27 protein-coding genes are annotated in these 25,070 nt (G+C 70.8%); 13 read left to right on the plus strand and 14 right to left on the minus strand.

What is annotated here, in order from left to right; all coding sequences use genetic code 11:
• Positions 1 to 12: 12 nt before the first annotated feature.
• Positions 13 to 990 (plus strand): DUF3500 domain-containing protein, encoded by a 978-nt coding sequence (locus ACFQW8_RS15490; RefSeq protein ID WP_380088938.1) that lies wholly within the window; start codon positions 13 to 15, stop codon positions 988 to 990.
• On the opposite strand, the gene ACFQW8_RS15495 is transcribed toward ACFQW8_RS15490, so the two are convergent.
• The 7 genes from ACFQW8_RS15495 to ctaE all read right to left on the minus strand — a co-directional run bounded on the left by ACFQW8_RS15495 (position 987) and on the right by ctaE (position 7,710).
• Positions 987 to 1,340: a metallopeptidase family protein gene (locus ACFQW8_RS15495; protein WP_380088939.1), complete on the minus strand. Its 354-nt coding sequence runs from the start codon at positions 1,338 to 1,340 to the stop codon at positions 987 to 989. The genes ACFQW8_RS15490 and ACFQW8_RS15495 overlap by 4 nt on opposite strands.
• Positions 1,341 to 1,352: 12 nt before the next feature.
• Entirely contained in the window at positions 1,353 to 2,507 is a 1,155-nt protein-coding gene (locus tag ACFQW8_RS15500; protein ID WP_380088941.1) for an RNA polymerase sigma factor, read from the minus strand.
• Between the two features lie 14 nt (positions 2,508 to 2,521).
• The gene (locus ACFQW8_RS15505; protein ID WP_380088943.1) at positions 2,522 to 2,935 is read right to left on the minus strand and encodes a YciI family protein; all 414 of its coding nucleotides are present in this window, start codon (positions 2,933 to 2,935) and stop codon (positions 2,522 to 2,524) included.
• Between the two features lie 242 nt (positions 2,936 to 3,177).
• Entirely contained in the window at positions 3,178 to 4,989 is a 1,812-nt protein-coding gene (gene qcrB / locus ACFQW8_RS15510; protein ID WP_380088944.1) for a cytochrome bc1 complex cytochrome b subunit, read from the minus strand.
• A complete protein-coding gene (qcrA, locus tag ACFQW8_RS15515; protein WP_380088945.1) occupies positions 4,986 to 6,113 on the minus strand; it encodes a cytochrome bc1 complex Rieske iron-sulfur subunit in 1,128 nt (375 codons plus the stop codon). The genes qcrB and qcrA overlap by 4 nt, the downstream gene beginning before the upstream one ends.
• Before the next feature lie 49 nt (positions 6,114 to 6,162).
• Positions 6,163 to 6,966: a cytochrome bc1 complex diheme cytochrome c subunit gene (gene qcrC / locus ACFQW8_RS15520; RefSeq protein ID WP_380088947.1), complete on the minus strand. Its 804-nt coding sequence runs from the start codon at positions 6,964 to 6,966 to the stop codon at positions 6,163 to 6,165.
• Between the two features lie 75 nt (positions 6,967 to 7,041).
• The gene (gene ctaE / locus ACFQW8_RS15525; protein ID WP_380088949.1) at positions 7,042 to 7,710 is read right to left on the minus strand and encodes an aa3-type cytochrome oxidase subunit III; all 669 of its coding nucleotides are present in this window, start codon (positions 7,708 to 7,710) and stop codon (positions 7,042 to 7,044) included.
• Between the two features lie 86 nt (positions 7,711 to 7,796).
• Between ctaE and ACFQW8_RS15530 the strand changes: the two genes are divergently transcribed.
• A complete protein-coding gene (locus tag ACFQW8_RS15530) occupies positions 7,797 to 8,258 on the plus strand; it encodes a hypothetical protein (protein WP_380088951.1) in 462 nt (153 codons plus the stop codon).
• A 1-nt stretch (position 8,259) separates the two neighbouring features.
• Entirely contained in the window at positions 8,260 to 9,333 is a 1,074-nt protein-coding gene (gene trpD / locus ACFQW8_RS15535) for an anthranilate phosphoribosyltransferase (RefSeq protein ID WP_380088953.1), read from the plus strand.
• A gap of 38 nt (positions 9,334 to 9,371) precedes the next feature.
• Here the strand turns inward: trpD and ACFQW8_RS15540 are convergent, their stop codons facing one another.
• From ACFQW8_RS15540 to ACFQW8_RS15555, 4 genes are all read right to left on the minus strand, one after another.
• Positions 9,372 to 9,650: an Lrp/AsnC family transcriptional regulator gene (locus ACFQW8_RS15540; RefSeq protein WP_380088954.1), complete on the minus strand. Its 279-nt coding sequence runs from the start codon at positions 9,648 to 9,650 to the stop codon at positions 9,372 to 9,374.
• A gap of 19 nt (positions 9,651 to 9,669) precedes the next feature.
• Positions 9,670 to 10,161, minus strand: a complete 492-nt coding sequence (locus tag ACFQW8_RS15545) for a cupin domain-containing protein (protein ID WP_380088955.1) — start codon at positions 10,159 to 10,161, stop codon at positions 9,670 to 9,672.
• 66 nt (positions 10,162 to 10,227) lie between these two features.
• Positions 10,228 to 11,943 carry a DEDD exonuclease domain-containing protein gene (locus ACFQW8_RS15550; protein ID WP_380088956.1) on the minus strand — a complete coding sequence of 572 codons (1,716 nt, stop codon included), beginning with the start codon at positions 11,941 to 11,943 and terminating at the stop codon, positions 10,228 to 10,230.
• 89 nt (positions 11,944 to 12,032) lie between these two features.
• Positions 12,033 to 12,881, minus strand: coding sequence for an alpha/beta fold hydrolase (locus tag ACFQW8_RS15555; protein WP_380088957.1), 849 nt, complete (start codon positions 12,879 to 12,881; stop codon positions 12,033 to 12,035).
• Positions 12,882 to 13,011: 130 nt separating this feature from the next.
• On the opposite strand from ACFQW8_RS15555, the gene ACFQW8_RS15560 reads away from it, so the two are divergent.
• Positions 13,012 to 13,269 carry a hypothetical protein gene (locus ACFQW8_RS15560; RefSeq protein WP_380088958.1) on the plus strand — a complete coding sequence of 86 codons (258 nt, stop codon included), beginning with the start codon at positions 13,012 to 13,014 and terminating at the stop codon, positions 13,267 to 13,269.
• Positions 13,270 to 13,292: 23 nt separating this feature from the next.
• A complete protein-coding gene (locus tag ACFQW8_RS15565; protein WP_380088959.1) occupies positions 13,293 to 14,306 on the plus strand; it encodes a hypothetical protein in 1,014 nt (337 codons plus the stop codon).
• On the opposite strand, the gene ACFQW8_RS15570 is transcribed toward ACFQW8_RS15565, so the two are convergent.
• Both ACFQW8_RS15570 and ACFQW8_RS15575 read right to left on the minus strand, forming a co-directional pair.
• Positions 14,257 to 15,702, minus strand: coding sequence for a hypothetical protein (locus ACFQW8_RS15570; protein WP_380088961.1), 1,446 nt, complete (start codon positions 15,700 to 15,702; stop codon positions 14,257 to 14,259). The two genes, ACFQW8_RS15565 and ACFQW8_RS15570, sit on opposite strands and share 50 nt — an antisense overlap.
• A complete protein-coding gene (locus tag ACFQW8_RS15575; RefSeq protein ID WP_380088962.1) occupies positions 15,683 to 17,473 on the minus strand; it encodes an AMP-dependent synthetase/ligase in 1,791 nt (596 codons plus the stop codon). Before ACFQW8_RS15575 ends, ACFQW8_RS15570 begins: the two co-directional genes overlap by 20 nt.
• Before the next feature lie 125 nt (positions 17,474 to 17,598).
• Between ACFQW8_RS15575 and ACFQW8_RS15580 the strand changes: the two genes are divergently transcribed.
• From ACFQW8_RS15580 to ACFQW8_RS15600, 5 genes are read left to right on the plus strand one after another with little or no spacing between them, the layout of a single operon-like run.
• A complete protein-coding gene (locus tag ACFQW8_RS15580) occupies positions 17,599 to 18,051 on the plus strand; it encodes an SRPBCC family protein (RefSeq protein WP_380088964.1) in 453 nt (150 codons plus the stop codon).
• A 14-nt stretch (positions 18,052 to 18,065) separates the two neighbouring features.
• Positions 18,066 to 19,328, plus strand: a complete 1,263-nt coding sequence (locus ACFQW8_RS15585) for an ArsA family ATPase (protein WP_380088965.1) — start codon at positions 18,066 to 18,068, stop codon at positions 19,326 to 19,328.
• The gene (locus ACFQW8_RS15590) at positions 19,318 to 19,740 is read left to right on the plus strand and encodes a hypothetical protein (RefSeq protein ID WP_380088966.1); all 423 of its coding nucleotides are present in this window, start codon (positions 19,318 to 19,320) and stop codon (positions 19,738 to 19,740) included. Before ACFQW8_RS15585 ends, ACFQW8_RS15590 begins: the two co-directional genes overlap by 11 nt.
• Positions 19,737 to 20,699, plus strand: coding sequence for an ROK family glucokinase (locus ACFQW8_RS15595; RefSeq protein WP_380088968.1), 963 nt, complete (start codon positions 19,737 to 19,739; stop codon positions 20,697 to 20,699). The genes ACFQW8_RS15590 and ACFQW8_RS15595 overlap by 4 nt, the downstream gene beginning before the upstream one ends.
• 20 nt (positions 20,700 to 20,719) lie before the next feature.
• Complete coding sequence (locus ACFQW8_RS15600; protein WP_380088969.1) at positions 20,720 to 21,397, plus strand: endonuclease/exonuclease/phosphatase family protein; 678 nt, start codon at positions 20,720 to 20,722, stop codon at positions 21,395 to 21,397.
• A gap of 12 nt (positions 21,398 to 21,409) precedes the next feature.
• On the opposite strand, the gene ACFQW8_RS15605 is transcribed toward ACFQW8_RS15600, so the two are convergent.
• Positions 21,410 to 21,946: a hypothetical protein gene (locus ACFQW8_RS15605; protein WP_380088971.1), complete on the minus strand. Its 537-nt coding sequence runs from the start codon at positions 21,944 to 21,946 to the stop codon at positions 21,410 to 21,412.
• A gap of 163 nt (positions 21,947 to 22,109) precedes the next feature.
• Here ACFQW8_RS15605 and ACFQW8_RS15610 point away from each other — a divergent pair, with 163 nt between their 5' ends.
• Genes ACFQW8_RS15610 through ACFQW8_RS15620 form a run of 3 tightly spaced genes read left to right on the plus strand, consistent with a single transcriptional unit; the run spans position 22,110 to position 24,884 of the window.
• Positions 22,110 to 22,991, plus strand: coding sequence for a lysophospholipid acyltransferase family protein (locus ACFQW8_RS15610; protein WP_380088973.1), 882 nt, complete (start codon positions 22,110 to 22,112; stop codon positions 22,989 to 22,991).
• A gap of 4 nt (positions 22,992 to 22,995) precedes the next feature.
• Positions 22,996 to 24,189: a MacS family sensor histidine kinase gene (macS, locus tag ACFQW8_RS15615; protein ID WP_380088975.1), complete on the plus strand. Its 1,194-nt coding sequence runs from the start codon at positions 22,996 to 22,998 to the stop codon at positions 24,187 to 24,189.
• Complete coding sequence (locus tag ACFQW8_RS15620) at positions 24,186 to 24,884, plus strand: response regulator (protein WP_380088977.1); 699 nt, start codon at positions 24,186 to 24,188, stop codon at positions 24,882 to 24,884. Before macS ends, ACFQW8_RS15620 begins: the two co-directional genes overlap by 4 nt.
• Positions 24,885 to 25,070 lie beyond the last annotated feature (186 nt).

Consider the following 25,070-nt stretch of genomic DNA (forward strand, 5'->3'; position numbering starts at 1 on the left):
ACGAGTTCGGACATGACGGGCCGAGACCTGACCACGACGCTCACGCGGGTGGCGTCGGACCTGCTCGACGCTGTGTCGGGAGCCGACCGGGTCGACGTGACGGCGCCCCTGCATGACCCCTCGTGGTCCCGGTGGAGCTATCTGCCCGGCGATCGCCCGGGCCTCTCGCTCGAGCACGCCGATCCCGAGCTGCTGGGTCACGTCAGCGCACTGATCGCGGCCTCGCACTCGCAGAGAGGCGCCGACCTCGTGGCCGGTGCCATCGCGGTGGAGCGCGAACGCCGCAGGTCCATCACCGGGCAGGCCCCGAGCGGTGACCGCTACTGGCTTCGGGTCCATGGGACACCGGGCTCGGACACGGCCTGGGCGTGGCGGCTCAACGGCCATCACGTCGGGGTCCACGTGAGCGTGAGGGGCGACGACTTCACGGCCACTCCGCACTTCATCGGGTCCGAACCGGCACGCCTTACCGACGGAGAGGCTGCCGGGACGCGGCTCCTCGGCCGCGAGGAGGACCTCGCACGCGAGCTCGTGGCCCAGCTGCGACCAGCCCAGCGCGAGGTCGCCCTCAGCTCCGAGACCGCCCCCGCCGACATCCTCAGCGCGATGGACCCGGTCGTCGACCCGAGCGTCCTGCCGACCGGCATCCGGCGCGCGGAGCTCGACACCGACCAGCGGCGGACGTTCGACGCACTGGCCGGGTGCTACCTCGATCGCCTGCCCACGGCCTACGCCGAGGCGTGCTGGGCCGAGGCGATGGACGTCGCCGCCGACGACATGGCCTTCGCCTGGGCGGGTGGCACCGCGGTCGGTCAAGGGCACTACTACTGCCTCACCACGCCCGTGTTCCTTCTCGAGTACGACAACACCCAGGACGGCGCCAACCACGCCCACTCCGTCCTGCGTCACCTGCGGGACGACTTTGGTGGTGACGCACTGCGGCGCCACCACCGCGACTCCCACGGCTCCCACGGCTCCACTGCGAGCTAGCCCCACCCGAGCTCGTGCAGCGCGGCGTCGTCGATGCCGAAGTGGTGAGCGATCTCGTGGACGACGGTCACGGCGATCTCCTCACGCAGGTCCTCGAGGTCGTCACACATGCGCGTGAGCGGCCCCTGGAAGAGGGTGATGCGGTCGGGGAGGTTGCCCAGGCCCCACCCGGAGTCCCGCTCGGTCAGCGGGATGCCGTCATAGACGCCGAGCAGGTCGGGGTCATCCGACGGAGGCTCGGCCTCGACGAGGAAGACGACGTTGTCGAGCATCGACATGAGCTCCTCGGGCACCTCGTCGAGCGACTCCTCGACGATCGACTCGAAGGCTGCTGCATCGATGGGCTCCACGGCCCAACCCTGTCACGCCTGCGGCGGACGGGCGTGCAGCCGAGCCGCCTGCCGAGTGAGATGGTCGCGCTCGGCCACGCTGCCTGCGGCCCGGGCGGCCACGGCGTACAGGGCCTGGGCCCGGACGAGGTCGCCGGCGCGTTCGTGGAGGTGCGCCCGCACGGCGGCGTGCCTGGGCACGGTCTCGGCGACGCGGGCGACCGCGGCCAGCCCGGCGAGGGGTCCGTCAGCCTCACCGACGGCGACGGCACGGTTCAGCTCCACCACGGGTGTGGGATGCAGCCGGAGGAGCTCGTCGTACCACTCGAGGATCTGGGTCCAGTCCGTCTGGTCGGCGGTGGGTGCGTCGGCATGGAGGGCGGCGATCGCCGCCTGTGCCTGGTACTGGCCCAGGCGGTCCTGCGCGAGGGCCGACTGGATGATCTCGACGCCCTCGGCGATGAGCGTGGTGTCCCAGCGGGCGCGGTCCTGGTCGGTCAGGCTCACGAGTGCCCCGTCGCTCGCCCACCGAGCAGGTCGCCGGGCATGGTGGAGCAGCATGAGGGCGAGCAGCCCGCCGACCTCGGGCTCGCTCGTCGAGGCAGCCAGCTGGCGGGTCAGGCGGATGGCCTCCTGGGCCAGGTCGACCTCGCCGGTGTGGCCCTCGTTGTAGATGAGGTAGAGCACCCGGAGCACGACCCCGAGGTCCCCGGGCTCGGTGAGGCGCTCCTGCGCCAGGGTGCGCTTGGCCCGCGAGATGCGCTGGGCCATGGTGCTCTCGGGCACGAGGTATGCCGTGGCCACCTGACGCGTCGTGAGGCCACCGACGGCCCGCAGGGTCAGTGCCACGGCCGAGGCTGGCGTGAGCGCCGGATGACAGGCCAGGAAGAGCAGGAGAAGGGTCTCGTCCGCGCCGGTGACAGGCCCCGCCACGGGCTCCTGGTGGTCGGCGACCTCGCGCCGCCGCCGTGCGCTCTGTGATCTCATCGCGTCGAGGTGCTTGCGCCATGCCGTCGTCACGAGCCAGGCGAACGGGTCGTCGGGCCGGTGTGCGACCCAGCTGCGGGAGGCCTCGAGGAGCGCCTCCTGGACGGCGTCCTCGCCGGAGGCGAAGTCAGCACCTCGCCGGACGAGGACGCCGAGGACCCAGGGGCCGAGGTCCTTGAAGAGTCCGTCCAGGTCGTGCATGGGCCTCTCCGGGTTCAGCCGTCGATCTCGGGCGGTGCCTCGAGGAACGGCCGGACCTCGATCCACTCGTGAAGCGGCGTGCCCCCCGGACCGGGCGCAGACGAGAGGAAGGCTGCGACCTCCTGGGCCCGCTCCTGCGAGTCGACGTCGATGGCCATCCATCCGGCGATGAGGTCCTTGGTCTCGGCGAACGGGCCATCGGTCACCGGTGGCTTGCCCTCGCCGCCGAAGCGCACGAACGTGCCCTCGGGGGAGAGCGCCCGTTCGTCGACGTACTCTCCCTGCTCCCGCAGCGTGTCCGCGACGTGACCCATGAACGCGATGTGGTCGCTGACCTCCTGCGGCGTCCACTGGTCCATGGGCACGTCCTCGTGGAGCTGTCGCTCCGGTCCGCCGCGGTAGTGCTTGAGAAGCAGGTACTTCGCCATCGTGGTCTCTCCTTGTTCGGTCGCGACCCGAGTGGCCGCCGACACCCCTGAGACGGAGCCGTGCGCCGGTTCTCGACATCCTCGCGACCATTCTTTCGCGACCCGGCGATGGAGGCCATCCGCGCACACCCATGGAGAGGGTGCGAGAGCGCGTCGCAGACGACAGCGACCTCGAGGAGAGGTCCTCGAGGTCGCTGTCGGTGAAGCAGGAGTCGGCGGTCCGTCAGGCCCGCCGCGCACGCTCATTCGCGGACGCGGCTGGCGCTCCCGATGGAGGAGTCGGCATCGGTGTCGGCGCCGTGGCCACCGTCGCCCGGACCATGGTCCTGGGTGCCCTCGATGCCCTCGTAGTCGAAGGGTGCCTCGATCTCTTCGGCCTGATGGCCGTCGTGGTGGGCCGCTGCGAGCTCGGCCGGGGTGACCGGGTTGACGGCGTCCTTGAAGTAGAAGTGCGACAGCTTGGCGCGGAGCCGCTCCTTGAGAGCAACCGGCCGCGCGACGCCGTTCTCGTCGACGTCGGGGCTGAGCTCCAGGGGCTTGACCGGCTCGTGCTGCACGAGGATCCACCGCTCCCGGTCGGTGAGGGCGTCGTGCCGCTCGTGGAACGAGCCGTCCGCGCCGCGGATGATGCGCCCGGACTCCCGCGAGTGGAGGGCGAGCTCACGGTCGTGCCGCTGGAGGCTGAGGCAGATGCGCTTGGTGACGATGAAGGCCAGCGGCGGGAAGAGGAACAGGCCGATCTGGAAGAACCGGGTCAGGTCGTTGATCGACATGCCGAGCTTGATGGCCATGATGTCGTTGCCGGAGGCGAAGAGGAACACCGAGTAGGCGACGATCCCGGCCATGCCGATTCCGGTGCGGGTCGGGTTGTTGCGCGGGCGGTCGAGCAGGTGGTGCTCACCGGTGTCTCCGGTGACCCAGCGCTCGACGAAGGGGTAGACACCGATGACGATGTAGACCAGCGGCAGCAGGACGAGCGCTCCCAGCGCGATGTTGAGCGAGAGGGTGTTCCCGAAGATCTCGAACTCCAGCCAACCGGGCAGGAGGCGCAACGCGCCGTCGTAGGCACCCATGTACCAGTCGGGCTGCGAACCGGCGGTGACCGGCGACGGGTCGTAGGGGCCGTAGGCCCAGATCGGGTTGATCGTGAACAGGGCCGAGATGAGGGCGATGATCCCGAAGACGATGAAGAAGAACCCGCCGGCCTTGGCGGCATACACCGGCATGACGCGGTAGCCGACGACGTTGTCGTTGGTGCGGCCCGGCCCGGGGAACTGGGTGTGCTTGTTGACCGCCACGAGGATGATGTGCGCGGTGAACAGGCCGACGATGATCGCCGGGAGAAGCAGCACGTGGGCGCTGTAGAGGCGCGGGATGATCGCCTCACCCGGGAACGGTCCGCCGAAGATGCCGTAGGCGAGGTAGGAGCCGATGACCGGTGCGGTCTGGACGAAGCCCTCCATGGCCCGCAGACCGGTCCCGGAGAGGAGGTCGTCGGGGAGGGAGTAGCCGGCAAAGCCCTCGATCGCCGCAAGGAGGGCAAGGACGGCGCCGATGACCCAGTTGAGCTCACGCGGCTTGCGGAAGGCCCCCGTGAAGAACACGCGGAACATGTGGACGGTGAGGCCGACGACGAACATCAGCGCCGCCCAGTGGTGGATCTGCCGGACGAGCAGGCCACCGGGGATGTCGAAGGAGATGTCGAGCGTCGAGGCGTAGGCCTCGGACACGGTCTGGCCCCGCAGCGGGACGTACGAACCGTCGTAGACGATCTGGCCGGCGCTGGGGACGAACCAGAGGGTGAGCAGGGCTCCCGAGATGAGGCAGATGATCAGCGAGTACATCGCGATCTCGCCGAGCATGAACGACCAGTGGTCGGGGAAGACCTTGCGCAGGAGGTAGTTGACGCCCTTGGCGGCACTCGTGCGGTCGTCGATCCACCCGGCCATGCCGCCGGCCTTGCGCGCCGCCGCGCTGGACCCGGGCGGCACCTTGGTGTCGCCTTCGCGCAGACGGTCCGCCGGTCGCCCGGTGGGGAAGGTCTCGGTACTCATGCGGAACCACGCTCCCAGAAACTCGGTCCGACAGCCTCTTTGAACGGGCCCTTGGAGATGAGATACCCCTCATCATCGACGGTGATCGGCAATTGCGGAAGGGCTCGCTTGGCCGGCCCGAAGATCACCTTGCAGTCCTGCGTCACGTCGAACGTGGACTGGTGACACGGGCAGAGCAGGTGGTGGGTCTGCTGCTCGTACAGGCCCACGGGGCAACCCACGTGGGTGCAGATCTTGGAGTAGGCGACGATGCCCTGGTGGCCCCAGTCCTTCTCCTTCTGCGACACGATGTCGTCGGGGTCGAGGCGCATGACGAGCACGGCCGCCTTGGCCTTCTCCTCGAGGACGTGGTGCTCGAGGTCGAGCAGACCCTCGGGCAGCACGTGGAAGACCGAGCCGATGGTGACGTCGCTGGCCTTGATCGGCGTGTTCTGGGGGTCGCGCACCAGGCGCATCGGCGCGTTGAGGTAGGTGCCGTCCTCCTGCTCGCCGTTCCAGAAGCTCACCGAGAGGTCATCGCCGGGCATGGGTCCGAGACCGCCGATGAGGGGGAGGACGACCGGCACGGCGAACAGGCCCAGGGCCCCGCCCATGGCGTACTTGATGAAGGGCCGACGGGTGAGGTGCGAGGTCTCGGCGCCGTCACCGAGGATCTTGACGAAGCCGTCGCGGTGCTCGTCGGCCGAGCGCATCGGGTGACGCTCCTCGACCTCCTCGTCGTCGGGCATGAGGGCCTTGGCCCACTGGACCGCACCGAAGCCGATGCCGAGGAGGGACGCAGCCATGGTCACGCCGAGGACCAGGTGGAGGGCGTTGGTGCGACCGATGCCGGGGACGAACATCGTCGCCTGCTCGTCGATCGCGAAGTAGGCGATGATGAAGCCGAGCGTGCCGAGGATCGAGATCAGGAAGAGCCCCCCGACGACGCGCTCGGCGCGCTTGGCGGCGCCCTCGTCGAGGTCGGTGCCACGCTGGACGTGGGGCGCGAAGCCGGGGTTCTCGAAGCGCTCGGGGATGCCGCCGTCACCCACGACGTGGCCCTCGTCGAGGCGAACGGCACCCGAACCGAACTCACCCGTGGGGATGACCTCGCCTCGGGTGGAGTGGCTGTCCTGCTCGTTCATCGGTCGTTCGATCCTGTCGACGGAGAGTGGGGAGCGGCGGCGCGCACGGTCAGGCCGACTTCTGGCCGAGCCAGACCGATGCGGCGACCAGAAGGCCGAGTCCGAAGAACCAGGCGAACCAGCCTTCGGTGACGGGTCCGAGGGAGCCCAGGGCGTGACCGCCCTGCTGGGGCGCGTCCTCGACCGACTTGAGGAAGGCGATGATGTCTCGCTTGTCCTCGGGGGCGATGTTGGCGTCGTTGAAGACGGGCATCTGTTGCGGGCCGGTCACCATGGCCTCGTAGATGTGCTTGCCCTCGACGCCCTCGAGTGACGGGGCGTACTTGCCGCGGGTGAGGGCGCCGCCGGCGCCGGCGAAGTTGTGGCACATGGCGCAATTGACGCGGAAGAGCTCACCACCCTTGGCGGGGTCTCCCGCAGCCGGGTCCACGTCCTCCTCGGAGGGGACGGCCGGGCCGGCAGCCAGGGACGCGATGTAGGCGGCGACCTGGTCGATCTCCTCCTGGCTGAACTGGACGTCGGACGGCTCGGCCTGGACGCTCGGCTGGCGCATCGGCATGCGGCCGGTGCCCATCTGGAAGTCGACGGCTGCTGCTCCGACGCCGGCGAGGGCGGGTCCGGCGATCCTGTCGTCGTTACCGGTGGCGCGGCCCTCGGCGTTGACGCCGTGGCACGAGGCGCAGTTGGCGACGAAGAGGTTCTTGCCCGCGGCGACGTCCTCGGCGGTGCTCGCCTCGGCCTGCGCCGGCTGCGGCGCGACGGCCGCATAGGCGAAGCCGGTCACGAGCAGGCCGAGCATGAGCAGGATGGCGATCGCCGCCGGGTGACGGCGGCGGGCTGCCAGTGCGTTCACGGTGCGGTCCTGTCGGGGGTCTCGGGGATGTCTTGTGCGGTGGAGCTGTTCAGGCTAGTCGGGAGCGTGGTCACGTCACTTCAGCAGGTAGATCATCGCGAACAGCGCGATCCACACGACGTCGACGAAGTGCCAGTAGTAGGAGGTGACGACCGCGCCGGTCTCCTGGAGGTGGGTGTAGCGGCGCGTCGTGAACGTGCGTCCGATGATGAGCAGGAAGGCGATGAGGCCACCGGTGACGTGCATGCCGTGGAAGCCCGTCGCGAGGTAGAAGATCGACGAGTAGGAGTCGGTGCTCAGGGTGATGCCCTCGTGGACGAGGTGGGCGTACTCGTAGACCTGACCGGCGATGAAGATCGAGCCGAAGATGTAGGTCAGGACGTACCACTCGCGCATGCCCCACTGCTTGAACTGCCGGAAGGAGCCGGTGCGGGCGACCTGCCCACTCTCGGCCTTCCAGACGCCGAGCTGGCACCACACCGACGAGACCACGAGGATCACCGTGTTGGCGAAGGCGAACGGCACGTTGAGCTGCTCGGTCCGGACGTCCCACTGCTGCGGCAGGTTGCCGCGGAGCGAGAAGTAGAAGGCGAACAGGGCCGCGAAGAACATCAGCTCACTGGCCAGCCAGACCATCGTGCCGACGGCGACCATGTTGGGTCGGGTCGCCGGACCGTAGTCCGGGATGCTCGGAACCGGACCGGAGACTCGAGTCGTTGTTTCTGCGATCGCCACAAGCGTCATTATTGCCGCATTCGTCCGCGAATGCTGCACCGACCCCCGGGTTGGTGGTGTCCGGCGCAGGAACCCCCCGTGGCTAAGATGACGACATGACCTCAGCACACCCGGTTGACCACGCGACGACGGGTCCGGCGACCACCGGAAGCGGCCCTGCCCACCAGGTCTCCGTCCTGCTCTACAGCGACGACATCACAACGCGTGACGCCGTGCGCGCGGCGGCGGGTCGTCGTCCTGCCCGCGACGTCGAGGTCACCCGTTGGCTCGAGTGTGCGACGGCTTTCGCCGTCACCGAGGCGCTCGACGCCGGTGGGTGGGACGTCGTCGTCCTCGACGGTGAGGCCGCCAAGAACGGTGGCCTGGGTCTGTGCCGTGAGCTCAAGAACGAGATCTTCCGCTGCCCGCCCATCCTCGTCCTCACGGGTCGCCCCCAGGACGGTTGGCTCGCCGCCTGGTCGCTCGCCGACGATGCAGTGCCCCACCCTCTGGACCCCATCAAGGTCGCCGAGGCGATTGCCGGGCTCGCGCGCACACGCGCCTCGGACCGCAGCTGAGGTGGCGGCCACGACCCCCTCTGCGGGCCTGACGTGGCCCGACCTGCTCAACCGGCTCCTCGCCCGCGAGGACCTCTCGCTCGACGAGGCGCGCTGGGCGATGACGCGCATCATGGGGGGCGAAGCCACCCCCGCCCAGGTTGCGGGGTTCCTCATGGCGCTGCGCTCCAAGGTCGAGTCGGTGTCCGAGGTGCGCGGTCTGGCCGACGTCATGCTCGAGCACGCCCACCGCATCGAGGTGGCGGGCGAGAGCATCGACATCGTGGGCACGGGGGGCGACCGGTTCGGCACCGTCAACATCTCCACGATGTCGTCGGTCGTCATCGCCGCGACCGGGTTGCGCGTCGTCAAGCACGGCAACCGGGCGGCATCCTCGAAGTCCGGCTCGGCCGACGTCCTCGAGTCCCTCGGCGTCAACCTGGCCCTCACCCCCGACCAGGTGCGCAGGGTCGCGCTCGACGCGGGCATCACCTTCTGCTTTGCGCAGACGTTCCATCCGTCGATGCGCCACGCCGGTCCGGCTCGCGCCGAGCTCGGCGTCCCCACCGCGTTCAACCTCCTGGGACCGCTCACGAACCCGGCACAGCCGACGTATGCCGCAGTCGGCGTCGCGGACGTGCGCTTCCTGCCGATCGTCGCGGGAGTGTTCGCGGACCGGGGCACGTCGGCGGCGGTCTTCCGTGGTGACGAGGGGCTCGACGAGATGTCCATCGCGGGGCCGACGAGCCTGCTGTGGGTTCGTGGCGGCACGGTGGAGGAGGTGTCGGTGCACCCGTCCGACGTGGGGCTCGAGGTCTCGACGATCGACAGCATCAGGGGGGGCCTGGCTGACGAGAACGCCGAGGTGGCCCGCCGGGTCTTCGCCGGTGACCGAGGTCCGGCGCGTGACGCCGTCGTCTTCAACGCCGGCACAGCCCTCGCCGTGGCGGCAGGTGCTGCTGGCACGTCGGCTCCCCAGATCCACGCGGCCATCGCGGCGGGTGTCGAGCGAGCTGCCGGAGCGATCGACTCCGGTGACGCGGCTGCAGTGTTGGACCGTTGGGTCAGCGCGAGCCGCGCCGTTGGCCACAGCTGAGCCGGCCGGCATACCCCGACCGGCGAGCCGAAGGCTCGCTACTCGAGACCGAGGCTGAAGGCGGCCTCGAGGTCGTGCCTCGAGTAGGTCTGGAAGGCGATGTGGGTGGCCGTGCCGGTGACCCCTTCGACCTTGTTGAGGTTGTCGGCGATGACCTGCGCGAGCTCGTCGTGCTGACGGACACGCACCATGGCGATGAGGTCGGCGTCCCCGGCGACGGAGTACACCTCGCTCACGCCGTCGAGCTCGGCGACCTCCTGGGCCACCTCGGGGATCCGGTTGACGTCGGCAGTGATGAGGACGATGGCGGTGATCACGTCTCGCAGCGTAGTCGGGTCAGTCCTTCTGCCAGAAGTTGTCGTGGGCGGCCATGAACTCCGCCTGCTCCTCCTCGCTCATCGCGGCGATGCCGCCGTCCTGGGCCAGCCCCTCGAAGTAGGCCTCGCGTGGCGCCCCCGGCGCGAAGTGCAGGAGCATCGACGCCGGGCCGTCCTCGTTGCGGAAGCCGTGGAGCCCGCCGGGCGGCACGTGGAGGAAGTCGCCGGAGCGGGCCTTGACCCAGCTGTCGCCGTCGAAGATCGTGACCGTGCCCTCGAGCACGTAGAACGACTCGGAGATGGTCCGGTGGAAGTGCGACCCGGGACCGCTCGGAGGCCCGGCGAACTCCCATCGATAGAGGCCGAAGAGCCCTCCGGTGGCAGCGCCCCGGGCGAGGTAGTGCACGCGGTTTCCGTTGGGGTAGACCACGTCCGGCTCGTCCGCGCCGGGTCGGACCCAGGCCGACTTCTCGCCGCTGGGACCGGTGTAGAGCGGTGGCGGATAGGACATGCGAAACGACTCCTTGGGTCGTGATGCTGATGTGGCGACGCTGGATGACTGGTTGGTGGGTTGAGACTAGGCCGAGCGAAACCCCGGGGTCGCGCGCTTCGACGCCTCGACCGGCTCCAGCGCCTGACGCACGCCCGTCGCGCCGCCGACGGGACACGTCCACGCACCGTCGATGTCGACGACGCGCACCCCGGGGGCGTCGAGCCAGCGCAGGATCTTCTCGCTCTCCTCGGGTGTCGCCGACGTGGCGGGTGGCAGGGGAGCGGGCACGACCTCTGCACTGGCGCGCAAGGCCTCGACGTAGGGCATGGGGTCGGCTCCCCGCGGTGACAGGGTGCTGCCCGCAAGGCGTCCGTGCCGGATGCACATGACCTCCCAGCCGCCGGTCTCGCTCCGCCGGGCCACGAGCAGCTCGGCGGTCCGGGACAGGGGATCGAGTCGCTGGGCGCGCGAGGCACCCCGCACCAGGCTGAGCATCCGGTCTCGCACGATCCCGGCGTCCTCGAAGCGTTGTTGCTCGGCGAGGTGGTCCATCCGCTCGCGCCACGTCGAGACGGCCGAGGTGGCGTCGCCGGCGAGGAGGGCCACCGCTTCGGCGACCACAGCGGAGTAGTCCTCGACGCTCTGCGCGCCGGTGCACGGAGCGCCGCACTTGCCCATGTCGGCGAGGGCGCAGGCGGAGCGCGGCTTCGTGGCCGACAGGCGCTCGAGGCACTGGCGCAGGGGCAGGATCTCGTGGACGGCGGCGACCGCGTCCGCTGCGGAGCCGCGCGAGGCGAAGGGCCCCACGTAGCGCGTGTCGTCGTCGGCGACGTCGCGGACGATCGACAGGCGGGGGAAGGGCTCGACGGTGAGCTTGACCCACCAGGCCCGTTCGGGGTGACGCGACCTGCGGTTGTAGCGGGGCTTGTGCTCGGCGATGAGCCGCAGCTCGCGCACCTCGGCCTCGAGGGGGGTGGCGCAGACGATGGGCGTCACCGACTCGGCGATGCGGACCATCTCGGCCATGCGGCGACGCTGCTCCGACGCCGTGAAGTAGCTGCGCACGCGCGTGCGGATCGACACCGACGTGCCGACGTAGAGGACGCGGCCCTGGCCGTCCTTGAAGAGGTAGACACCGGGTGCCTCCGGCAGCCCGTCCGCGAGGTGGCGCTTGCGCCTCGTCGCGGCGGGGACCTTGGCCGAGTAGGCCCTGAGCTCCTCGAGTGAGTGCACTCCGAGCGACCCGACCCGGGCGATGAGCCCGTGAAGGACGTCCACGGTGGCGCGTGCGTCATGGAGGGCGCGGTGGTCAGGGGTCGTCGTCGCACCGAACAGCACTGCGAGAGAACCCAGTCGGTGGTTGGGGGCCTCGTCGCGGGTCACGAGCTGGCGGGCGAGGTGGACGGTGTCGACGACGGGGAAGCGGGGCCAGTCGCGCTCGGCGCGGGCGCAGGCGGCCTTGAGGAACGAGATGTCGAAGCCGGCGTTGTGGGCGACGAGCACCGACCCCGTGGCGAACTCGAGGAAGGCGACGAGGGCGGGCTCGACGCGCGGCGCGCCACGCACCATGGCGTCGGTGATGCCGGTGAGGACGGAGATGAAGGCGGGGATCGGCTGGCCGGGGTTGACGAACGTCTGGAACTCGCCGAGCACCACCCCGCCGCGCACCTTGACCGCGCCGATCTCGGTGATGCCGCACTCGCTGGGGCTGCCGCCGGTCGTCTCGAGGTCGACGACGACGAACGTCACGTCCGACAGAGGGGTGCCCAGGTCGTCGAGAGTGCCCTGAACCATCTGCATGTCAGCGAGGTTAGGTGTGAGGTCCGACAGGCCCGGGGAGGCGCGGCGGGAGCCGAGCCGGAGGACCGTCACGCGCGGGACCGGCGCCCTCAGGCGGGCTGACCGTCAGCCTCGGCGAAGTGGGCGATGAGCTCCTCGGCGAGCGCGTCCGGCGCCTCTTCCGGGATCCAGTGGGACACACCCTCGAGGACCTTCAGACGGTAGGGGCCCGCCGCGTGGGCATGGGTGCGGTCGATCCCGTCTCGCCGGACCGCGGTGTCGCGGTCGCTCCAGACCTGCAGGACGGGCACCGGGGTGGGTGACCCGAAGTCAGGGAGCTCGGTGACGGCTCCGCGGTACCAGTTCAGCCCACCGCGTCGCAGGCTGAGGGTGCGGTTGCGCTCGGCGTCCCGGGCGGCGAGGTCCCGTCGTTGGCCCGTGGCCATGAGGGCGCGGGTCATGAACCAGCTCGAGCCGAGCACCAGCTCGGGGACCCACGGGAGCTGGAAGAAGGCCATGTACCAAGAGCTCATACCCTGCCTGCTCGTGAGGAGCGAGCGCAGGAAGGCAGCGGGATGGGGGACCGAGACCGCGGTGAGGCTGCGGAGCACCTCCGGGTGGTGGCTGGCCACGTTCCAGCTCAGGGCGGCACCCCAGTCGTGACCCGCCAGGTGCACCGGCTGACCGATCTGGCCCACCATCGCGGTGACGTCGCCGCGAAGGGCGCTGGTGCCGAACGAGGTTCGGTCCGGTGGGTTGGCCGAGTCGCTCGCACCACGCAGGTTCGGGACGAAGGTGCGGTAGCCGGCGTCGTTGAGGCGGCTCGCCACCTGCGCCCAGCTCTGCTGGTCCTGCGGCCAGCCGTGCAGGAGCAGCACCGGGGGACCGCCCAGCGGGCCGGTGTCCACCACCGGGAAGCGCAGGCCCTCGTTGGTGAAGGTCTCGATGCGGTTGGTCACGGGTGCAGGCTAGTACCGCTGACCCTGGTGACCGGGCGGGTGTGGGAGTCCCCGGTCGAGGTCTGCCCCCCGCCCGCTGTCAGTGGCGCCTCCTAGCGTGTGTGGTGCCCAAGACGAAAGGGGTGACGACATGACCCACGACCTCAACCACGACAGCCTGACCATCCTCTGCGCGCGCTGCCCGGTGCGTGACCTTCAGTGCGGCGACTGCATGGTGACCGCTCTCATCGACCCGGCCTCGATGGGGCTCGGCAGTGACCTGCCGCTCGACCACGACGAGCGCGCTGCCGTGACGGCGTGCGTGCGCGCCGGACTCATCACGGCCGAGGTGGCCGCCACGGTGCGCTCCCAGCGCGCGCCCTTCGACATCGGACGTGCCGTCGGCTGAGCCTCGCCTGAGACGATGGGCCCGTGCCCCTGACCGACCGACCTTCGCGTCTGCCGCGACGCACCTCTCGTGTGCGTCGCACCGTCTGCGTCGTCGCAGGTTCCCTTCTCCTCACCCTCGCCACGGCCTGCGCCCGTGCCGACCCGACCCCCACCACCTCGGCAGCGGTCGCCCCGTCGCCGACCGCCCCGGAGACCGCGCAGCCGGCGCCGGACGCGCCACCGACCCTTGCCCCGTCACCCCCTGCCGGCCAGCGAACCCCCACGCCCTTGGCGGGTGCCGCCACGGTCACCGGCCGGTCGAGCACCGTCACCGGCACCGTCGACCGAGCGACCCTCACGGCCTACGCGAAGATGGCCGACCGGGCCGTGACGGACGTGTCGAAGCATTGGCAACGCACGTGGCCACGCCGGGTGTCGATCATCGCCCCCAAGGACGCCGCAGCCTTCCGCGAGCAGGTCGGACGGGCCGACGACCTCAGCCAGGTCGCGGCCATCACCGACGGCCCCGTCGATGCCTCCGGTCGCGCGACCGGTGACCGGGTCGTCCTCAACCCCGATGCCTTCGCCAGACTCACGCCCACCGGCCGACAGTTCGTCATCACCCACGAGACCACCCATGTCGCCGTCCGCAGCTCGCTCCCCGGCACGCCCCCGCTGTGGCTCGTCGAGGGGTTCGCCGACCACGTCGGCTATGCCGGGTCGGGGCGCCGGACAGTGGATCTCGCCGCGCCGCTGCTCACCCGGGTGGCACAGGGCGGGGGACCGACGCGCCTGCCGACCCAGGGCGACTTCGACCCCAGCCAGGGTGAGATCGCCCCGACCTACCTCGGGGCGTGGCTCGCCGTCGACCTCATCGCGCGGCGCCACGGTGAGGACAAGCTGCAGAGGTTCTACGAGGCCTCGAGCGTGAGGGACTCACCGGCGACAGCCGACACCGCCATGGACCAGGCCTTCGTCGAGGTGCTCGGCACGACCCGGGCCCGGTTCACGAGCCGGTGGCTGGCCGAGCTGAACCAGCTCGCGGCTCCGCGGTGACATCGCCGGCGCGGCTGACCCGAACATCGCCAGCGTCGTTCTCCCGAGCCAGGGCTGGCACAGCGAGCGAGATCGCGACGAGCGCAGCGCTCAGCCAGAACTGGTTGTAGAACGCCTGCTTGTTGACGAGGTTGGCCGCCAGCAGGACGAACGCGAACCACCTGAGCAGCTCGTCGATGGCCGGTTGGCGCCGGGAGATGAGCCACGCCGCCACCCCCAAGGCCCCGAGGACGACGAGACCGGTCACCCAGAACGGCAGGGTGATGCCGTGCTCGTTGAGGAACCAGAGGTACCAGGTGTTGGCGAACCTGATCGGGTGGAAGCCGACGAGCAGCGTGATCGTGTCATGGACGAAGTCCGACGGGGACGCGAGGAACCACGGCGCGATGAGCACCCCCGTGAGCGCCCCGGTCGCGAACGCACGCCGCGCGCCGAACGGACGCCACAGCAGGAGCAGGGGCAGGAGCAGGGCGAGGTGCTGCTTGCTCGCACACACCAGGGCGAGCGGCACGATCGCCCACCACGCGTGACCGCGACGCACGAGGACGGCCCACCACACGAGTCCGGCGGCGAGCAGGGGCTCGGTCCAGGCCTGGTCGATCTGGGTGAGCGTGCCCGGTGCCACGACGAGCACGGTCACCGGGACCGCTGCTCGCAGAGCCGTGGCGCACGGGTCGCTCGGGGCGTCGCCCCGGACCGGGCGGGCGAGGGCCCAGACGCCCGCGAAGAGGACGACGGACCAGAAGGCGATCGCCCATCGCACGTCCCCGCCGAGCCAGCGTCCCGGCGCGAGCAGCACCGTCGTCCAGGGCAGGTAGGTGAACGCGTCCTGGATGCCGGGGGAGTCGGTCCAGCTCATGTCATAGAAGTTCTCGCCCCGGGCCAATGCATCGCTCGCCTGCTGGAGGGTCACCCACACGTCGATCCTCGGCGCGGGGTCACCGATCGTGGCGATCGCTGCGGTGACGAGGTGGCCGAGCACGGCGAGCAGGTATGCCGCGCCCGAACGTGCCGCCGTCGGCGCTGCCAGCAGTCCGGCGGCGCCGACTCCGACGACCGTGAGGACCGTGAGTGCTGCGGTGAGCGTGCCCCCTCGCAGATAGCTGAAGAGCGGGACGGCCCAGGTGATGGCGACCGACGCGAGCAGCACGACCGGGACGAGCCACGGTGGCGCAGAACGGATCTGCGTGCGCCGCCAGAGCCAGAGCCCGAGCCCGAGTGCGGCCATCGTGAGGGTGAGCACGATCGAGAAGCGGAAGCGGACGACGCTCCACTGGAGCACACCGAGGGAGGCCAGCCAGAGAGCGGCAAGGGCGCACGCGGCATACCCGGTCGTCGTGAGGGAGCGGGTGAAGGCGGCCGAGCGCGAGGTGGGGTCAGTCGCCGTAGAGCGCATCGACCTCGTCCGCGTAGTCGCGCATGACGACGTTGCGCTTGAGCTTGAGCGAGGGCGTCAGGTGACCCGACTCCTCGGTGAAGTCGGACTCCAGGACGGCGAACTTGCGGATCGACTCGGCCTTGGACACGGCTGAGTTGGCGTCGTCGACGGCCTTCTGCAGCTCGGCGAGGATCGTCTCGTCGGTGCGCGCCTTGGCCGCGGTGATGCCCTCGACGCCGTGGTTCGCGGCCCAACCCGGCAGCATCTCCTCGTCGATGGTGAGCAGGGCTGCGATGAACGGCTTCTGGTCACCGACGACGATGCACTGCGACACGAGCGGGTGGGCGCGAAGGCGGTCCTCGAGGACGGCAGGGGCGACGTTCTTGCCCCCAGCCGTCACGAGGATCTCCTTCTTGCGGCCGGTGATCCTGAGGTAGCCGTCGTCGTCGAGCTCGCCGATGTCCCCGGTGTGGAACCAGCCGTCGCGGATGGCCTCGGCCGTGGCGTCGGCGTTGTTGCGGTAGGCGCCGAAGACGTTGACGCCCCGCAGCAGGATCTCCCCGTCCTCCGCGATGCGCACCGAGGTGCCGGGCAGGGGCGGGCCGACCGTGCCGATCTTGAGGCGCTCGGGCAGGTTGACGCAGACCGGCGCCGTCGTCTCGGTGAGGCCGTAGCCCTCGAGGATCGTCACGCCGATGCCGCGGAAGAAGTGACCCAGACGCGTGCCGAGCGGGGCGCCACCGGAGACGGCGTACTGGACCTTGCCACCCATCGCGTCGCGCAGCTTGCCGTAGACGAGCTTGTCGAAGACGGCGTGCTTGGCCCTGAGGCCGAAGCCGACCGATCCCTTGTCCGTGGCCTCGGACCACGCGATGGCGGTCTCTGCCGCCTTGGCGAAGATGTTGCCCTTGCCGCCGGCGACGGCCTTGGCCTCGGCCGAGTTGTAGACCTTCTCGAAGACTCGCGGCACGGCGAGGATGAAGGTCGGCTGGTAGCTCGCGAAGTCGTCGAGGAGGGTCTTGATGTCGGCCGAGTGGGCTATCTTGGCGCCGGAGGCGAGGCAGAGCACCTCGATGAAGCGGGCGAAGACGTGCGCGAGCGGGAGGAAGAGCAGGGTCGACGCGCCGTCGCTGCTCACGACGTCCTTGAGCTTCTCCACCGTGTTCTCGGCCAGGTCGAGGAAGTTGCCGTGGGTGAGCTCGACCCCCTTGGGGCGACCGGTCGTGCCGGAGGTGTAGATGATCGTCGCGACGGACCGGCGGTCGGTGTGGGCCCGGGCCGCGGTCAGGACCTCGTCGTCGGAGGTGGCTCCGGACGCGGCGAGGCTGTCGAGATCACCGTTGTCGATGATCCACGTGTGGGCGAGGGTGGAGAGGTTGGCCGACACGCTGGCCAGGGCGCTGGCGTGCTTCTCGGTCTCGAGGACGACGCCGACGGCGCCCGAGTCCTTGAGGATCCACTCGACCTGGTCGGGGGAGGAGGTCTCGTAGATCGGGACCGGGATGGCGCCCGCGGCCCAGAGAGCGAAGTCGACGAGGGTCCACTCGTAGCGCGTCCGGCTCATGATCCCTATCGCGGCGCCGGGCGTGACCCCGGCAGCGACGAAGCCCTTGGCGAGCGCGTCCACCTGGTCGGCGAAGTCCTTGGCCGAGACCTCGCTCCAGCCCGAGCCGTCGCGGACGCCGAACAGGGCCTTGCCGGGGGTGTCACGTCGGTGCCGGACGGGGAGGTCGGCAAGGGAGCCCTGCGTGGTCGCGGGGGCGAGGGCCGGAGTGGTCTTCTCGTGCAAGGTGCTCTCCTTCGTCCGGGCGCGACGTCGTCGTCGTCCCGGATCACCAGCGGGTGGGGCGGCGGACGCGACATCCACCGCGCTGTCGATCCTAGGGGACCTTCCGCGCCCGGTAGCCTGCGCCTATGACAGACAGCACGTCGTCCTCCGTCCACATCGCTGCCGACCCGGGCGCCGTGCTCGACGTGATCGCCGACTTCGAGGCCTACCCCGAATGGGCCGAGCAGGTGAAGACGGTGACGGTCCTCAGTGAGGACGGCGACGGCTGGGCCGACCAGGTCGAGTACGTCCTCGACGCGGGAGCCATCAAGGACACCTACGTGCTCGAGTACGACTGGGACGGGATCGCCGAGGACGGCTCTGGCTCGGTGTCGTGGCACCTCGTGCGAGCGGGCGTCCTCAAGGCCCTTGACGGCACCTACACGCTGAGCCGCGACGGCGACGGCACGCAGGTGGCCTACTCCCTGGCGGCGGACGTCAAGATCCCGATGATCGGGATGCTCAAGCGCAAGGCCGAGAAGGTCATCATCGACACGGCGCTCAAGGAGCTCAAGAAGCGCGTCGAGTCCCTCAGCTGAGCGACGACGACCCGGTGCTGCCGGCCGTGACCCATCCCGTGGCGCCGGGTGTGGTGCCCGCCGCCGCACCCCGCGTCGTCCTCGTCACGGGCAAGGGCGGGGTGGGCAAGACGACGACGGCGGCGGCGATGGCCGTCGAGTCCGCCCGCACCGGTCGCCGGACGCTCGTCATGTCGACCGACGTCGCCCACAGCCTCGGTGACGCCCTCGGCGTGGAGCTGCGCACGGCGCCGACGTGGGAGCAGACCCTGCTGGTGCAGGACCGGCTCCATGCCCAGGCCGTCGGTGCCCGCACCAGCGTCGCCGCCGACTGGGGGACCCTGCGCGACTACCTGCTCACGGTGCTCGACTCCGTCGGGGTCGACCCGGTCGTGGCCGAGGAGCTCACCGCGCTCCCGGGGGCCGACGAGATCAGCGCCCTGCTCACGCTGGGTCACCATGCGGCCAGTGGCGAGTGGGACGTCATCGTCGTCGACTGCGCGCCGACCGCCGAGACGCTGCGTCTGCTCGCCCTGCCGGAGGTGCTCGGCTGGCACCTCGACCGCCTCCTGCCGGCCCAGCGCCGGCTCCTCACCGTGATGCGTCCGGCCGCCGCGGCGGCGGCGGGCGTGCCGATGCCCGACGCTGCGGTCCTCGACGTCATCGCGACGTGGCGGGCCCACATGGCCGACATCCGCACGCTGCTCACCTCCGACCGGGCCAGCGTGCGCATCGTCCTCACCCCCGAGAACGTCGTCATCGCCGAGGCGCGTCGCATCCTCACCTCCCTCTCACTGCACGGGTATGCCGTGGATGCGGTGGTCGTCAACCGCGTCATCCCCGTCGACGACGACCCGTGGCGGTCGGCCTGGAACACCGCGCAGGCGGCGGGCATCACGACCATCACCGAGTCCTTCCACGGCACTCCGGTCCTCACCGCCCCCTATCTCGCGGGCGAGCCGACGGGGGTCGACGCGCTCTCGGACCTCGCGGCGCAGACGACCTGCCTCGACGGCCAGCTGCCCGCGCTGGATGCACCGGTGCGGTCACAAGGGCTGCGCGTCGAGGCCGACGGCGACGAGTTCGTCCTCATGCTGCCCCTGCCCCTGACCCGTTCGGGCGACGTGAACCTCGCCCGCCGGGCCGATGACCTCGTCGTCGACGTCGGGGGTGTGCGCCGGGTCATCGCCCTCCCCTCGGTGCTGCGACGATGCATCGTCAAGAATGCTGGGGTGCGCGCCGGTGAGCTCCGGGTGCGATTCGCTCGTGTGGAGGAGGTGTGGCCCCGTGGACGCTGAGGCGCGACTCGATGCCGCCGTGGGTTCCGTGGCCGAGGAGGCCGCGAGGCTGCTCGAGGCCATGGGCCGTGGCCAGCCGCCGCGCGACGAGCGCCCCTCCGCCGCACCGCGTCCGGAGGGGCCGCCCCACGCCGGCGACGAGACCGTGCCTCCGGAGCACGTGCACGTCGCGATGGGCGATGCCGAGACCTGCACCTGGTGCCCCGTCTGCCGCTCGGTGACCCTGCTCAGGGGCGTGAGTCCCGAGACCCTGACGCGTCTCGCGGACCTGGCCACAGCGGCGGCGACGGTGCTCGCGGACCTGGCGAGCCGGCATACCGAGGCTTCGTCGGCAGACAGCGGGCGTGCGCCCGCGGACCGCACCCCCCGCACCGAACCCATCGCCGTCGTCGACGAGGAGGAGCTGTCATGAGTCTGGCCATCGGCATCGACATCGGCGGGACCAAGGTGGCCGGGGGTGTCGTCGACGAGAACGGCGAGATCCTCGCGCGCGCTCGCCGCGACACCCCCCACCGGTCCAAGCGGCCACAGGTCGTCGAGGACACGATCGTCGACGTCGTCGAGGAGCTGCGGGCGGAGCACCCGGACGTCGTGGCCGTGGGCATCGGCGCGGCGGGGTTCGTGGCGGCGGACCGTGCGACGGTCGTCTTCGCGCCGCACCTGTCATGGCGTGACGAACCCCTGCGTGATGCCCTGAGCAAGCGCATCGACGCCCCGATCATGGTCGACAACGACGCCAACGCGGCCTGCTGGGCCGAGTGGAGGTTCGGTGCGGCACAGGGCGACTCGGACGTCGTCATGGTCAACCTGGGCACCGGGATCGGCGGCGCCATCCTCATGCACGGCGAGGTCATCCGTGGCCGCTACGGCATCGCTGGCGAGTTCGGGCACATGCAGGTCGTGCCCGAGGGCCAGCGCTGCGAGTGCGGCAACCGCGGCTGCTGGGAGCAGTACGCCTCGGGCAACGCTCTCGTGCGCGAGGCCCGGGCGATGATCCTCGCGAACTCGCCCGTGGCCACGGACCTGGCGGCCCGCGTCGACGGACGCGCCGACGAGCTCACCGGGCCCATCGTCACCGAGGCCGCGCGCGAGGGGGACCCGACCTCCATCGAGCTGCTGGCCGAGATCGGCCACTGGCTCGGCATCGGGATCGCCAACCTCGCGGCGGCCTTCGACCCCGGCACGTTCGTCATCGGCGGTGGCGTCTCGGCGGCCGGCGAGCTGCTGCTCGGCCCGGCTCGTGACACCTTCCGCCGACGTCTCACGGGGCGCGGCTACCGGCCCGAGGCCCGGATCGTCGCCGCCAGGCTCGGCAACGAGGCCGGTCTCATCGGGGCGGCCGACCTCGCCCGCAACGACAGCACGCCCTGAGTCCCGGTGGTGGACCCGGCATGACGACGATCCGGATCGCGAGCTACAACACGCGGGACTTCCTCGAGGACCCGTATGCCGCGGCACGGGTCGTGCGTGCCATCGACCCGGACGTGCTGTGCCTGCAGGAGGTGCCGAGGCGGCTCTTCTCGACCCGACGGGTCGCGACCTTCGCCAAGCACTGCGGCATGTCCTGGTCGGGTCGGCACCGGGGGAGCGGCGGGACGACGATCTTCACGTCCACGCGCGTCGACGTGGTCGAGTCCGCGCACCACCGGCTGCGCGTCGCGCGGCTGCAGCGGACTCGTGGGTTCGCCCTGGCCCGGGTCGCGGCGCCGGGGCGGGAGCCCATCGCCGTGGCGAGCGTCCACCTCAGCCTCGATGCCCGCGAGCGCGCCGCGCACGCCCGGGTCATCCTGCAGACGATCGACGTGGGGGGCGAGGTGGTCCTCGCCGGGGACCTCAACGAGGGCGAGTCCGGTGAGGCCTGGCAGGCGTTCGCCGGTGCCCTGCGTCTGGTCTCCCCGATGACACCGACCTATCCCGCGTCGCGGCCGCGCCGGGTCCTCGACGTCATCTTCGCCTCGTCCGGGCTGCAGGCCGAGCCGCACGCCGACCTGCCGATCGACGAGACCGACCTCGTCGCCGGCAGCGACCACCGGCCGACCTGGGTCGACCTCCGGCTCCAACGCGCGTAGGCCTGGCTCGCCTCAGACCCGGGCGCCGTCGTCGTCACGGGGGTCGCGCAGGCGCGGCGACCTCATGACGAGCAGGGCGAAGCCACCGAGGAAGAGCACGATCGACCCGAGGATCCACCAGCCGCGGTAGAAGGGGCTGGCCAGGGCGATCCACACCATGAGCAGGGGGCCACCCACGAGCCCGACGATCGCGCCCCAGTAGCCGATGTCCTCGCCCGGAGGCAGCTGGACCGGTGCGGGCTCGAAGTGGTCGTCGTCCTCCGCGTCGATGCTCGGTCCCTCGCGCCACGCCAGCGGAGGCTCGGCCGCGACCTCGGGCCGGGCCTCGGGCTCGCGCCTCGTCAGGGCGCCCTCCGCGTCGGGATCCACCGGGGCCACGTCCTCGGTGGACTCGTCCACCGGCTCGGGCGGAGCTGTCTCGGGACGCGAGAGGGCGGCATACGCCGTCGTGATGTCCTGGACGGTTCGCGGCTTGGGAGGCTGCGGCGAGTCGTCGTCCCACCGCGAGACGATCGCGTCGAACTCGGCGTCGATGTCACGCTCGCTCATGGCTGCCTCACGGGGATGGGGACGAACAGTTGAAATGGTGCCACGTCGCGGACGGTGGGTGCACCGGAACACCCTCGCCAACGTCCTGGGGGATCGGATTAGTCCGGCAGGTGGGGTGCACCCCGTGCACTAGAGTCAGCAGAATTCGACGGAAAGGACGACGGTGTTCTACTGGGTGCTCAAAACGGTGATCCTGGGACCACTGCTCAAGATCCTGTTCCGTCCGTGGGTCGAGGGCGAGGAGCACATCCCGGAGACCGGTGCCGCGATCTTCGCGAGCAACCACCTGTCGTTCTCGGACTCCATCTTCCTGCCGCTCGTCGTGCCGCGCCGTGTGACGTTCCTGGCGAAGGCCGACTACTTCACCGGCGGTGGCCTCAAGGGAAGGCTGACCGCGGCGTTCTTCCGGGGTGTCGGGCAGGTCCCGGTCGACCGTTCCGGCGGCAAGGCCAGCGAGGCAGCGCTCAGCTCGGGGTTGAAGATCCTGCGGCGCGGCGAGCTCCTCGGCCTCTATCCCGAGGGCACGCGCTCACCCGACGGCCGCCTCTACAAGGGCAAGACCGGGGTCGCCCGCATGGCCCTCGAGGCCGGTGTCCCCGTCATCCCCGTCGCGATGATCGACACCGACAAGGCCCAGCCCACCGGTCAGGTCATCCCCAAGGTCATGCGTGTGGGCGTGCGCGTCGGCAAGCCGCTCGACTTCTCGCGCTACAAGGGGATGGAGGACGACCGCTTCGTCCTGCGATCCATCACCGACGAGGTGATGTATGCCCTCATGGAGCTCTCCGGCCAGGAGTACGTCGACATGTATGCCGGGTCGATGAAGGACCGTCTCACCCGCGCCAAGCGCATCCTCCAGCGTGAGCAGGCCGAGGCGGCTAACCCGGGTCGCGCGGCCGACGAGCTCGAGCGCGAGCTCGATGCCGCTGACGCGGTCGATGCCGCGGCCGAAGCCGAAGACGCCGGCGAGGCCGCTGACGCGGGCGAAGCCGCTGACGCGGACGAGGCCAGGACCCGCGACGCCGACGAACAACGTGCCGGCTGAGGCCATGAACCGCCGGGGGGCCCTGTTCGGGGTGACGTACCGCTCGGTGCGCACGGGTCGCTCCGAACCCGTCATCGTCGAGGCCTTCTCGCGCGGGCTCGACTACTTCCGGCCTGCGGCGGCCCTGTATGCCGGGTCGGTCGTCTGGGCTCGTCACGACACGATGGCGCGACCCTGGGTGGCGTTCACCGTCATCGGGGTCCTCATGGCGTTCAGCCTGCTGCTGCTCGTCTTCCGGCGCCGGACGACCTGGCTGCTCGCCGTCGAGGTGGCGTTGGCCGTCGGCGGGATCTTCGCCACACTGCTCGCCGACCACCCCGAGGACGTCGCCGCAGGACAGTTCACCCTGCCGACGATCTGGGCGGCGGGAGGCGTGGTCGGTGCCGCCGTGCTCCACGGCCGGCTCGGCGGCCTGGTGGTGGCTGGGATCATCGCGGCCGCCGACCTGGTCGAGATCGGGTCGCCGACCCAGACGACGTGGCACAACATCCTGCTGCTCGTCCTCCTCGGCGTGCTCATCGGCCTCGCCGTCGACCTCGCCCGGGGCGGTTTGCACCGCTACGAGCAGGTGCTCGCCGAACGTGAGCGGCTGCGCGAGCGCGAGCGGCTGGCCCGCGTCGTCCACGACGGGGTGCTCCAGACCCTCGCCTTCATCCACCGGCGCGGTGAGGAGCTCGGCGGCGAGGGCGCCGAGCTGGGCGCGATGGCCGCCGAGCAGGAGCGCACCCTGCGCCGCCTGGTCTCCCAGGACGTCACGGGTGCGCAGCCGCCCGGTGCGTTCGCGGTCCCGGCGGGTGTGGTCCGCCAGGACCTGCGCCTGCTGCTCGGCGCCCACGAGGGTGAGCGGGTCAGCGTCTCCCTCCCCGGCGGTCCGGTGCCCTTCGAGGGCGCCCGCGCCGAGGAGCTCGACGCCGCCGTGGTGGCGGCCCTCGACAACGTCCACCGTCACGCCGGCGACGACGCCCGGGCGTGGCTGCTGCTCGAGGACCACGGCGACACGGTCTCGGTCACGGTGCGCGACAACGGTGTCGGCGACGACCCCGACCACCTGCTCTCGGCTGCGTCCCGCGGACGGCTCGGCGTCAGCCAGTCGATCGTCGGTCGTGCCCGCGACCTCGGCGGCACCGCCGACGTCATCACCCGACCCGGCGGAGGCTGCCGCGTCGTCATCACCGTGCCTCGCGAGGAGTCCGCATGACAGAGAGCCCACCCGCCACCACGGTGCTCGTCGCCGACGACCACCCCCTGTGGCTCGGTGCCCTCGAGCGCGACCTCGTCCAAGCGGGCCTCGACGTGGTCGCGACCGCTGCCGACGGGCCCTCGACCGTGCGCCGGGCCCGGGCGACCCGCCCCGACGTGCTCGTCCTCGACCTCAACCTGCCCGGGATGCGCGGCGACGAGGTGTGCCGGGCGCTCGGCGACCTCGAGACCCGGGTCCTCATCCTCTCGGCGAGCGGTGAGCAGCTCGACGTCCTCGCCGCGATCAAGGCCGGGGCGACCGGCTACCTCGTGAAGTCGGCGTCGAGCAAGGACATCGTCGCGGCCGTGACCGCCACCGCCCGAGGCGAGGCCGTGTTCACCCCCGGCCTGGCCGGGCTCGTCCTCGGCGAGTTCCGTCGGATGGCTGCCGGTGGCGCCGAGGCGGTGGCCACGCCCCAGCCGGCCGAGCGGCCCATCCCCGAGCTCACCGACCGCGAGACCGAGGTGCTGCGGCTCGTGGCCACCGGCATGTCCTACAAGGAGATCGCCGCCGAGCTCGTCCTCTCGCACCGCACGGTGCAGAACCACGTCCAGAACACCCTCGGCAAGCTGCACCTGCACAACCGGGTCGAGCTCGTCCGGTTCGCCCTGGCCCGAGGTCTCGAGGACGGTCCGGGCGGCACGGACTCGTGAGCGGGCACGCGATCGGCGGCTGACCGGCATACGGGCGCCGCATGGCCTGCCGCATTATCGGGTGACCCGATAAAGGGGCGCTCGACCCCGGTTGGCAACCCGGGTCGAGCGGGACATTATCGGGTGACCCGATAATGCGGCTCGGAGCCGGATGGGTGAGCGGGCACGCGATCGGCGGCTGACCGG

The sequence above is a fragment of the Knoellia altitudinis genome (assembly GCF_042666355.1).
Taxonomy (GTDB): domain Bacteria; phylum Actinomycetota; class Actinomycetes; order Actinomycetales; family Dermatophilaceae; genus Knoellia; species Knoellia altitudinis.